Here is a 10,902-nt window from a genome sequence, read left to right as displayed (position 1 = left end):
TCGCGCATCCTGGCGACCCAGGCCGTGGGGATGCCCCCGGCGTCCCGGGTGTAGAAGGCCGGCACGACCTCGTGCTCCAGCAGGGTAAACAGCGCCTCCGCCTCCGCCGCGTCCCAGGCGGGGTCGTCGCCGTGCTCCTGCCCGTCGCCCAGGGCCCAGCCCACCTCGGGCGCGTACGCCTCGGCCCACCTCCCATCCAGCTCCGAGAGGTTCAGGCCGCCGTTGACCAGCACCTTCATGCCGCTCGTTCCGCTGGCTTCCCAGGGCCGGCGCGGCGTGTTGATCCAGAGGTCCACGCCCTGGACGAGGTGCTCGGCCAGGAGCAGGTCGTAGTCGGGGATGAAGACCACGCGCCGGCGCGCCTCGGGGCGGCGGAGAAACTGGAACCACTCCCTGATCATCGCCTGTCCGGCCCCATCGGCGGGGTGCGCCTTCCCGGCGATGATGAGCTGCACCGGCCGCTGGGGGTCCTTCAGGATGCGCAGCAGCCGCTCCCGGTCGTGCAACAGCATGTTCGGCCGTTTGTAGGTCGCGAAGCGCCGGGCGAAACCCAGGGTGAGCGCGTCGGGGTCGAGACCCTCGCGCGCGCGCGCCATCTCCTCCTCGCGCGCGCCCGTCGCCGCAAGCTGCTGGGCCAGCCGCTCGCGGGCGTATTCGATCAGGGCCTTGCGGGCGGTCCCGCGCAGGGCCCACAGGTCCGCGTCGGGCACGCAACAGAAGTCGCGCTCGATGGTGTCCAATGTCCCGCGCCAGCGGTCGCCGCCGCAGGCCCGCGTCCAGAGCGCGTCGGCCTCGGCGGAGTCCCACGTGGGGACGTGCACCCCGTTGGTGACGTGGCCCACCGGAACCTCCGCGTCGGGCCAGCGAGGGAAGAAGCCCCGGAACAGCCGACGGCTCACCTGGCCGTGCAGGCGGCTCACCCCGTTGACCGCGCCGCTTCCTCGGAGGGCGAGGTAGGCCATGTTGAACGGCTCGTCCGGGTTTTCGGGGTCCTCCCGGCCGAGCGCCAGGAGGTCGTGGAGACCGATGCCCAGGCCCCGCTCGGCGTACCGCCGGAGGTACTGGTCGATGAGGGCCGGTGGGAAGCGATCAAAGCCCGCGGGCACCGGGGTGTGCGTGGTGAAGAGGTTGCCGGCACGTGTGACCGCCAGGGCCACGTCGAAAGGCTGGCCGCTTTCCTCCATGAAGGTCCGGGCGCGATCGAGCACCGCAAAGGCCGCGTGCCCCTCGTTGAGGTGGCAGACCTCGGGCTGGAGGCCGAGGGCCCGCAGCAGCCGCCACCCGCCGATCCCCAGCACGAGCTCCTGCCGGAGGCGCAGCTCCGCGCCGCCGCCGTACAGCTCGCTGGTGACGCGGCCCGGATGGCCGGCGGGTTTGCCGGGTCGTTGCTATCGAGCAGGTAGAGCCGGAGCCGCCCCACCTGCACCTGCCAGGCCCGGAGCCACGTCTTGTAGCCCGGGAGCGAGAACACGAGGCGGAGCCACTCGCCGCTCGCGTCCCGGACCGGGCTGATGGGGAGCTGCCCGGGCGCGTTGTACGGGTAGAGCGCCTCCTGGCTGCCGTCCGCCGTGATGGCCTGGCGGAAATACCCCTGCTGGTACAGGAGCCCGACGCCGATCACCGGGACGCCCAGGTCGCTCCCCGCTTTGAGCTGGTCGCCGGCCACGTTGCCGAGGCCGCCGCTATAAATGGGGAGGGCCTCGCTGAGGCCGAACTCCATGCTGAAATAGGCGACCCCGCTGAGGGGCGCCTGGGGGTGGCGGCCCGGGAACCAGGCCGCGGAGTCCAGATACTCGCGCCGGAGGCGAAGGAGCGTCTCGACCCGACTCCGGTACTCCGGCCGGGCCAGGACCTCCTGGAGCTTGGTCCGCGACACCGTCTGCAGCACCACCCAGGGGTTGTGCGTGAGGGCCCAGAGCTCCGGGTCGAGCTGGGCCCAGAGCTCGTCGGCGCTGTGGTTCCACGACCAGCGCAGGTCCAGCGCAAGCTCCGTGAGGGACTCGAGGTTGATGGCCGGTGGTGACGATGGGATCGGTCTCGTGTTAGCCATGCGTGATCTCCTGGCGGCGCATCGAGGGTCCGGCGTGCCGCTCAGCGGCCGCCACCCGCCTCGAAGGCCTTCTGAATGATGGCGCTAGCCTCTTCCTGGATGCTGCGGAGGTGGTCCCGGCCCTTGAAGCTCTCCGCATAGAGCTTGTAGACCGCCTCGGTACCCGAGGGACGCGCGGCGAACCAGCCGTGCTCGGCGACGACCTTGATGCCCCCGATGGGCCGCCCGTCGCCGGGGGCCGTCGTGAGGATGGCCGTGACCGGCTCTCCGGCCAGCTCGGCGAGCCGGAGATCCGTGGGCGATAGGCGCTGCAAGGCGGCTTTTTGCTCCGGCGTGGCCTCGGCATCGATGCGCTCGTACACCGGCTCGCCGAGCGCGCGCGTGAGCTCCTGGTACTGCTCGCCAGGATCGCGGCCTGTCCGCGCGGTCATCTCCGCCGCCAGGAGGCCCATGATGAGGCCGTCCTTGTCGGTGGTCCACACGGTCCCGTCGAGCCGCAGAAAGGAGGCTCCCGCGCTCTCCTCGCCCGCGAAGCCAAGCGAGCCGTCGGACAGTCCGTCGACGAAGTACTTGAACCCCACCGGCACCTCCACGAGCCGCCGGCCGAGCCGGGCCGCCACGCGGTCGATGATGCCGCTGCTGACGACGGTCTTGCCCACCTCGGCCGTCTGCTTCCAGGCCGGCCGATGACGGAACAGATAGTCGACGGACACGGCCAGGAAGTGGTTGGGCTCAAGGAGTCCGCCGCCCCGGCTCACGATCCCGTGGCGGTCGGCATCGGGGTCGTTGGCGAAGGCCAGGTCGAAGCCATCGCGAAGCCCGATCAGCCCGGCCATGGCGTAGGGCGAGGACGGATCCATCCGGATGGCCCCGTCCCAGTCCACGGTCATGAAGCGGAAGGTCGGGTCGATCTCGTGGTTCACCACTTGGAGGCGGAACCCGTGCCGTTCGCCGATGGCCTCCCAGTACCCCACGCTGGCCCCCCCGAGCGGGTCGACGCCGATGGCGAGGGATGTCCCTCGGAGCACCGCCACGTCGATCACCGCGCCGAGGTCCTCCACGTAGGAGGTCACGTAGTCGAAGCGGTGGACGGCGGCCGCCCGCCGGGCCCGCTGGTAAGGGATGCGGGCCACGCCCCGCAGCCCGTCGGCGAGGTGGGCGTTGGCCTCGCGCTCGATCCAGGCGGTGACCCCGGTGTCGGCCGGGCCGCCCGACGGGGGGTTGTACTTGAACCCGCCGTACTCCGGCGGGTTATGCGAGGGCGTGATGACGATGCCGTCGGCGAGGGCCGTGGTCCGGCCGCGGTTGTGGGCGAGGATGGCACGGGAGATCACGGGGGTCGGGGTGACGCGGTCGTGGATGTCGACCATCACCTCGACGCCGTTGGCCGCCAGCACCTCCAGGGCGCTCACCCGGGCCGGCTCGGACAGGGCATGGGTGTCCCAGCCCAGGAAGAGCGGCCCGTCGATCTGGTGCGCCTCGCGGTAGCGACAGATCGCCTGGGTGACGGCCAGGATGTGTCCCTCGTTGAACCCCACCTGGAACGCGGAGCCTCGGTGTCCCGAGGTGCCGAACACCACGCGCTGCTCCGGAACGGAAGGGTCCGGCCGCTCGGTGTAGTACGCCGTCACCAGCTTCGCGACGTCCACCAGGAGCTCCGGCGGGGCCGGCTTGCCGGCCAGCGGGTGAACCTGACGCGCCCTCATGCCTGGTTCCACGCCCAGTCGCGGATCTCCGGCAGGTCCTCGCCGACCCCCTGGATGTACTCCCGGTGCTCGATCAGCTTGTCCCGGATCGCCTGTTTGGCATACGCGGCGACCGCCCCAAGCTTCGGCACCCTGTCGATGACGTCGGCAACGAGGTGGAAGCGATCCAGGTCGTTGCGGACGACCATATCGAAGGGCGTCGTCGTCGTGCCCTCCTCCTTGTAGCCCCGGACGTGGAGATTCTTGTGGTTGGTCCGCCGATACGTGAGCCGATGGATCAGCCAGGGGTAGCCGTGGAAGGCGAAGATGATGGGCTTGTCGGTCGTGAAGAGCGTGTCGAACTCCTTGTCGGGCAGGCCGTGGGGATGCTCGCTCTGCGGCTGGAGCTTCATCAAGTTGACCACGTTGATGACCCGGATCTTCAGGTCGGGGGCGTGCCGCCTCAGCAGGTCCACGGCCGCCAGGGTTTCCAGGGTCGGAACGTCGCCCGCGCACGCCATCACGACGTCCGGTTCCGCCCCCCGGTCGTTGCTCGCCCACTCCCAGATGCCGATGCCGGCCGTGCAATGCCTGATCGCGGCCTCCATGTCGAGGTACTGCAACGCCGGTTGCTTCCCCGCCACGATGACGTTGACGTAGTTGCGACTCCGCAAACAGTGGTCCGTCACGGAGAGCAGCGTGTTCGCGTCGGGGGGCAGGTACACCCGGATGACATCGGCCTTCTTGTTGACCACGTGATCGATGAACCCCGGGTCTTGGTGGGAGAACCCGTTGTGGTCCTGGCGCCAGACGTGGGACGTCAACAGGTAGTTCAGGGAGGCGATGGGCGCCCGCCACGGGATCTGGCGGGTCACCTTGAGCCACTTGGCGTGCTGATTGAACATCGAGTCCACGATGTGGATGAACGCCTCGTAGCACGAAAAGAACCCGTGGCGGCCGGTGAGGAGATAGCCCTCCAGCCAGCCCTGGCACGTGTGCTCGCTCAGGATCTCCATCACCCGGCCGTCCGGGGCCAGGTGGTCGTCCTCGGGGATCCGCTCGCCGACCCAGGTCCGATCGGTAACCTCGAAGAGGGCCGAGAGCCTGTTCGAGGCCGTCTCGTCCGGGCCGAACACCCGGAAGTTCTTCCTGTCCTGGTTGAGCCGCATGACGTCACGCAGGAAGCCCCCGACGGCGCGCGTCGCCTCGGCGATCACGGCCCCGGGCGTGGGCACCTCAACGGCGTACTCTCGGAAGTCCGGCATCCGGAGCTCCTTGAGCAGCACGCCGCCGTTGCCGTGCGGGTTGGCGCCCATGCGGCGCCGGCCCGTCGGCGCCAGCGCGGCGAGGTGGGGCCTGAGCGCCCCCCGCTCGTCGAAGAGCTCCTCCGGGCGATAGCTCCGCAGCCAGGCCTCGAGGAGGCGGAGATGCTCGGGCTTCCCGGCCAGATCGCCGAGCGGCACTTGGTGCGAGCGCCACGATCCCTCGGTCTTGAGACCGTCGACCTCCTTCGGGCCCGTCCACCCCTTGGGGGTCCGGAGGATGATCATCGGCCACCGAGGCCGCGTGGGCCCCTGCTTCGTACGGGCCCCGTGCTGGAGGGTCCGGATCTCGGCGATCACGGTGTCGAGGGTGGCGGCCATCTGCTGGTGCATGACGGCCGGCTCGGACCCCTCAACCACGTAGGGCTGGTACCCGTATCCGACAAAGAGGCTCTCCAGCTCCTCGGGAGGGATCCGGGCGAGCACCGTCGGGTTGGCGATCTTGTAGCCGTTCAGGTGCAGGATGGGCAGGACCGCGCCGTCTTGGAGCGGGTTGAGGAACTTGTTGGAGTGCCAGGCTGTCGCCAGCGGGCCCGTCTCCGCCTCCCCATCCCCCACCACGCAGGCCACGGTGAGGTCGGGGTTGTCGAAGGCCGCGCCGTAGGCGTGGGAGAGGGCGTACCCCAGCTCGCCCCCTTCGTGGATCGACCCCGGCGTCTCCGGGGCGACGTGGCTCGGGATCCCCCCGGGGAACGAGAACTGCCTGAAGAGCTTTGCCATCCCCGGGGCGTCCTGCGAGACATTGGGGTACACCTCGCTGTAGGTGCCCTCGAGGTAGGTGTTCGCAACCACCCCCGGACCGCCGTGCCCGGGGCCCGCGACGAAGATCATGCCGAGGTCGTGCTGCTTGATGACACGATTCAGGTGCACGTAGATGAAGTTCAGGCCCGGCGTGGTGCCCCAGTGCCCGAGCAGCCGCGGCTTGACGTGCTCGCGCGTGAGCGGCTCACGCAGCAACGGATTCGCCAGGAGATAGATCTGCCCCACGGATAGGTAGTTCGCGGCGCGCCAGTAGGCGTCGATCGCCTGCAGCTCCTCGGGCGACAGCAGTTCTTCCCTCATGTCTCCTCCTCCCCTCATCCGGGCCGTGGCCTGCCGGACACGACGGGACCGAAGCGCGCCACGAACTCCGCCTCGCCGAGCGCCGCGGCCGCGGCCAGCGCGCGGACCCGCTCGGGATCGGCCAGATCCTCCGGCTTCAGGCGGATCATGTAGGCCGCGAGAGTCCGGTACATCTCGGACGTCACGTCCACGTAGCGCACGCGGATGCGCCCGGTGGTGGGGTCCACGATCTCGCGGAACGCCATGGGCACGAGGCGGCCGCCCTGGATGGTCACCATGGCCTCGGTCCCGCCCTGGAGGAGGAAGCGGACGGCCCAGTAGCCCAGGCTGCGGCAGTACTGGATGTCGAACCCATCCGGCGGGGCGCAGCGGAGTTCGTACCCGAGGTCCTTGGCCACGATGCCCACCGCGAGGCCCCGGGCGGCGAGGTTGGCCGTCACGTGCGACTTCAGCATCCGCCCGAGCTCCAGCTCCCCCAGGCGCACGTTGCCGTAGCTGTCGCGCTCCACGGCGCCGAGGGTGGCCGGGTCGAGCTTCTCCAGCAGTCCCTCGGCGAGGATCGCCACCCCGTCCTCGTGCCCGAGGACTCGGCGCTTGATGATGGCCCCCTCGAGGATGTCCGCCAGCCGGTCCAGCGGCACCTGGCCCGCGGGGAATTCCTCCGCGATGACCGCCAGGGTGGCGGCGGCGGCGCCGGCGATCCCCAGGGCCAGGTGCCCGGCGTGCCGCCCCATCACGGTGACGAAGATCCAGCGCCCCATGGTGGCCGCGTCCCGCATCAGGTTCTCGACAAGCTCCTTGCCCAGGTTCACCGCGGTGGTGTGCCCGAAGGTCGGCACTCCCGGGGGAAGGGGAAGATCGTTGTCGATAGTCTTCGGCACGTGGACGACGGCCAACTGCCCGGGCATGGCGTGTGCCACCCGCGAGGCCGCGAACGCCGTGTCGTCCCCGCCGATGGTCAGGAGGTAGGAAACCCCCAGGCGCCGGAGGGCCTCCACGACCGCGCGGAGGTCCTCCGGGGTCCGCGCCGGGTTGACGCGCGAGGTCCCGAGGATGGAGCCCCCCTCGAAGTGGATGCGGGAGACATCCCCGATCTCCAGCTCCCGGGCCGCCTCCGCGTCGCCCCGCACCAGGGCCCGGAAGCCGGTGCGGACGCCCAGGACCCGGAGGTCGCTGTTGCGGGCCTCGATGGTGGCCGCGACGATGACGGCGTTGATGCCGGGGGAGGGCCCGCCGCCCACCACGATGGCCAGGGTCTTCATGGGCGCCTCCCCCCGATGGGCTCGGCGGCGGCCTCCTCCAGCTCGGGCGTGTACCGCCCCTCGCGGGCGGCGCCATTGCACCGGGTCCGATGGTAGAAAGCCTGCTGCCCGGCGGCGACGTTGCGGGCCTCGCCGCCCCAGGCCTGCATAGCCGGCGCCTGCAGGGCGCGGGCGAAGGAGAAGCTCAGGGGCCACGGCCGGGTGCCGGGCGGCGCGTTCATGGCGTTCAAGTGCGCAGTGGCGGCCCGCTCGTCCTGCCCGCCGGAAAGGAAGACGATGCCCGGCACGGCAGCCGGCACGGCCCGGAGGAGGCATCGCACCGTAGCCTCCGCCACCTCGGCGATGCTGGCCTGGCGGGGGCACCCGGCGCCGGGCAGGACCATGTTGGGCTTGAGGAGCAGGTGCTCCAGGACCACCCGTTGGCCCACCACGGCGCGGAACACGGCGTGAAGGGCGGCCTCCGTGGCCTCGAAGCAGCGCTCGATGGGATGGTCGCCGTCCATGAGGACCTCCGGTTCCACGATGGGGACCAGGCCCGCCTCCTGGCAGAGGGCCGCGTAGCGGGCCAGGGCGTGGGCGTTGGTGTCAAGGCAGTGCCGGCTGGGCAGCCCGTCGCCGATGGCGATGACGGCGCGCCACTTGGCGAAGCGCGCGCCGAGGGCCTTGTACTCGGCCAGCCGCTCGCGGAGGCCGTCGAGCCCCTCCGTGATGCGCTCCCCGGGCGCACCCGCCAGGGGCTTGGCCCCCTTGTCCACCTTGATGCCGGGGATGATCCCCTGTCGGGCGAGGAGCTCCGGGAAGGGCGCTCCGTCGTCGGCCTTCTGGCGGATGGTCTCGTCGAAGAGGATCACCCCACTGATGAACTCCGCGATGCCGGAAGTGGTGAACAGCATCTGCCGATACAGGCGACGGTGCTCGTCGGTGTTGGGGATCCCCACGGCCTCGAAGCGCCGGCCGATGGTGGGGTGGCTCTCGTCGGCCGCCAGGATCCCCTTCCTTGGGGGCACCAGGGCCCGCGCCGTGGCCTCCAACTCCGTCGTGCTCATGGCGTCCTCCTTCGTTCTCCCACAGGGCCGGCCGCGTCCGGCCTCCGGGGGCCTGCGCTGTCCCTCGTCTCACCCCGCGCCCGTCCCCCTCGCCGAAGCCTCCGCGAGGCAGCGGACCGTGTCCCGGGCGATCAGCAGCTCCTCGTCTGTGGGAATAACCCAGGCATGCACACGGGAGTCTTCCGTGCTGATGCGGGCCTCTTGCGCCGCCGCCGCGTTGTTCCGTGCGGGGTCCAGTGTCAGTCCAAACCACTGAAGCCCGGCGCAGATCCGCGCCCGGACCGCTGGCGCGTTCTCCCCGATGCCCCCGGTGAAGACGACGCCCTCGGCTCCACCCAGGGCGGCCAGATAGGCCCCGATGTACTTGCGTACGCGGTAACAGAAGACTTCGATTGCAAGGCGTGCGCGCTCGCCCCCTGGCTGACCGGCCGCCTTCAGGAGGATGCGCATGTCGTGGCTCCGGCCGGAGAGGCCCAGGAGGCCGGACTGGCCGTTCAGAAGGTCGATCGCCTGGGTCAGGGAGAGCCCCTCCTTCCGGGCCAGGACTTCCAGCACTGCCGGATCGAGGTCGCCCGACCGGGTGCCCATCACCAGGCCCTCCAACGGCGTAAAGCCCATCGAGGTATCCACGGCCACGCCTCTCTTGACGGCCGTGGCCGAACAGCCGTTGCCCAGGTGAAGGGTAATGAGCGTTACGTTGTCGAGCGGCTTTGACGTTATCTCCGCGTACCGCTCGGCCACATACCGGTGAGAGGTGCCGTGGAAGCCGTAACGTCGAAGGCCGTGGCGGCCCGCCAGCTCGTAGGGGATGGCATACGTGTACGCGTGCTCCGGCAGGGTGTGATGGAAGGCCGTGTCGAAGACCGCGATCATCGGGGTGGATGGCCCCAGGGCATGGAGGGCGGCCCGCATGCCGCTGACCGCCGGCGGGTTGTGCAGCGGCGCGACCTCGCCCAGAGCCTCGATGGCCGCGAGCACGTCCTCATCGATCAGGACCGGTTCCGTGAAGCGCGTACCGCCATGAACCACGCGGTGGCCGACCGCCCCGAAGTCGCTCGGACGGTTAATCTCACTGATGCCGGACTCCGCCGAGCAGACCCACGCCAGAATGCGCTCGACTGCCGTTCGATAGTCCGGAATGGCCGCCATTCCCCTGTGTGTCGCGCCCCCCGCCGCCTCAAAGAAAGCAATTGCTTGGGACCCCAGCCGGTCGATCGTCCCGCGGGCGAGCCTACGCTCTCCGCCAGCCGAGAATTTCGGGCCGTCAATCGCAATCACCTGGAACTTCACCGTGGCGCTGCCGCAGTTCAGGACAAGGATGTTCATGGGCATCGCACCGCTCGCGTCATCCTCCACCGCTCGGTCCACACCTGCCCGGGCCTTCGCCACCGACCTGGACGATGCCTCCCGATTCCCGCTATGGCCGGTTCTGCCTCACGTGATCCCGGAAGGGGACCTGACGCGACTTGACCGGGTCCCACAGGCTGAGGGCCGCCGCAACGATCCCCACGATGCCCGCGTTCCATTTGGCCGGGGCGATGTGCGCATAATCGAGGTAGAAGGGAGCCACAACCAGGGCGAAGGCCGCGCTGAAGCCCAGCCAGTTCGCCCAGGCCTGGCCCGGGAGCCCTCCCACGTAGGCGCAGGCGCCGATGATCACCCCGGCGATCACGCAGGTCCAGAGGACCGCGGGGTATCGGCTCGTTCCGAGCACAAACGGGGACACGATGAGCCAGAGACCCAGCGCCATCACAATCCATCGCACCTTCATAGCCCGCTCCCTTGCCGCTCGTCTCGCAGCCACGCACACCGCAGCCTTCGCGACCCTCTCTCGGCTGACCCCCGCGCTCAGGCCGCCCACCGCCGGTGCAGCCCGTTGTAGAGGGGCACGTAAACGAGGCCTGCATAGACGCCGTAGAGAAAGCTCTCCACCAACCCGAGGAGAAAGCTCCGAACGCTTAACCACTTGAACCCGGGCAGGAGGATTTGAAGAAGTTGGTGCATGTTCAAGGCCGAGGGCACCAGGAGCCCGTAGATCACGCAGAGCGTGAAGCTGATGGCACCGAACAAGCCCAGCGACCACATGACCACCTTGAGGTTCAAAGGTCCCCGCATGTCTGCTTCTCCCTTCTTAGTGCTTGTGCCCGCCCGGCCCGCTCTGCCCCCGGTCTTTCCGCGGGGCCTCGTCATCTTCCTCTTTCCGCCCCCCATGGCCCCCATGGCCGTGGAGCAAGTGACAACCAACCATGAAGAGCGCGATGAGTATTATGAACCTCAAGAATGCGCTATTGCGTCAACCTGAGCAGGTTTCACGAGGGCGGATCTCCTTTCGCTCATTGCAAAACCGGCCAAGGTGCCCGCGGTGATCGGTTTGCAGCCGTGCAGGTGAGACCGCCAAACGGCCTGCACGCCGCAATCGCCCGTCGGCAGCGGGCGGCTGCGGCTATTCACTGGGCCCCTGGCACCGCGACGCTG

7 protein-coding genes and 1 pseudogene are annotated in these 10,902 nt (G+C 69.6%); all 8 read right to left on the bottom strand.

Translation table 11 applies throughout. The features are described from left to right. Nucleotides 1-2,050, bottom strand: a pseudogene (glgP, locus tag HY726_11670) (alpha-glucan family phosphorylase). 41 nt (nt 2,051-2,091) lie between these two features. Beyond that, nucleotides 2,092-3,756 carry an alpha-D-glucose phosphate-specific phosphoglucomutase gene (locus HY726_11665; GenBank protein MBI4609653.1) on the bottom strand — a complete coding sequence of 555 codons (1,665 nt, stop codon included), beginning with the start codon at nt 3,754-3,756 and terminating at the stop codon, nt 2,092-2,094. After that, on the bottom strand, nt 3,753-6,137 hold the full coding sequence (locus tag HY726_11660) for a phosphoketolase family protein (GenBank protein ID MBI4609652.1): 2,385 nt from the start codon (nt 6,135-6,137) through the stop codon (nt 3,753-3,755). Before HY726_11660 ends, HY726_11665 begins: the two co-directional genes overlap by 4 nt. Beyond that, nucleotides 6,134-7,381, bottom strand: a complete 1,248-nt coding sequence (locus tag HY726_11655) for a 6-phosphofructokinase (protein ID MBI4609651.1) — start codon at nt 7,379-7,381, stop codon at nt 6,134-6,136. Before HY726_11655 ends, HY726_11660 begins: the two co-directional genes overlap by 4 nt. Beyond that, nucleotides 7,378-8,427 carry a fructose-bisphosphate aldolase class I gene (locus tag HY726_11650; GenBank protein MBI4609650.1) on the bottom strand — a complete coding sequence of 350 codons (1,050 nt, stop codon included), beginning with the start codon at nt 8,425-8,427 and terminating at the stop codon, nt 7,378-7,380. The genes HY726_11655 and HY726_11650 overlap by 4 nt, the downstream gene beginning before the upstream one ends. A 69-nt stretch (nt 8,428-8,496) precedes the next feature. Then, nucleotides 8,497-9,753, bottom strand: coding sequence for an acetate kinase (locus HY726_11645; protein MBI4609649.1), 1,257 nt, complete (start codon nt 9,751-9,753; stop codon nt 8,497-8,499). A gap of 91 nt (nt 9,754-9,844) precedes the next feature. Then, the gene (locus HY726_11640) at nt 9,845-10,198 is read right to left on the bottom strand and encodes an SPW repeat protein (protein MBI4609648.1); all 354 of its coding nucleotides are present in this window, start codon (nt 10,196-10,198) and stop codon (nt 9,845-9,847) included. A 77-nt stretch (nt 10,199-10,275) separates the two neighbouring features. Then, nucleotides 10,276-10,542 (bottom strand): hypothetical protein, encoded by a 267-nt coding sequence (locus HY726_11635; protein ID MBI4609647.1) that lies wholly within the window; start codon nt 10,540-10,542, stop codon nt 10,276-10,278. Between the last annotated feature and the right edge of the window lie 360 nt (nt 10,543-10,902).

Source organism: Candidatus Rokuibacteriota bacterium, assembly GCA_016209385.1.
Taxonomy (GTDB): Bacteria; Methylomirabilota; Methylomirabilia; order Rokubacteriales; family CSP1-6; genus JACQWB01.
The sequence above is the reverse complement of the archived record's forward strand: the minus strand, read 5'-3'. Positions and strand labels throughout refer to the sequence as shown.

Bases quoted from the DNA above. Each gene is read 5' to 3' on its own strand.
- HY726_11660 (MBI4609652.1), bottom strand. From the start codon at position 6,137: ATGAGGGGAGGAGGAGACATGAGGGAAGAACTGCTGTCGCCCGAGGAG.
- HY726_11645 (MBI4609649.1), bottom strand. From the start codon at position 9,753: ATGAACATCCTTGTCCTGAACTGCGGCAGCGCCACGGTGAAGTTCCAG.
- HY726_11635 (MBI4609647.1), bottom strand. From the start codon at position 10,542: ATGCGGGGACCTTTGAACCTCAAGGTGGTCATGTGGTCGCTGGGCTTG.
- HY726_11640 (MBI4609648.1), bottom strand. From the start codon at position 10,198: ATGAAGGTGCGATGGATTGTGATGGCGCTGGGTCTCTGGCTCATCGTG.
- HY726_11650 (MBI4609650.1), bottom strand. From the start codon at position 8,427: ATGAGCACGACGGAGTTGGAGGCCACGGCGCGGGCCCTGGTGCCCCCA.
- HY726_11655 (MBI4609651.1), bottom strand. From the start codon at position 7,381: ATGAAGACCCTGGCCATCGTGGTGGGCGGCGGGCCCTCCCCCGGCATC.
- HY726_11665 (MBI4609653.1), bottom strand. From the start codon at position 3,756: ATGAGGGCGCGTCAGGTTCACCCGCTGGCCGGCAAGCCGGCCCCGCCG.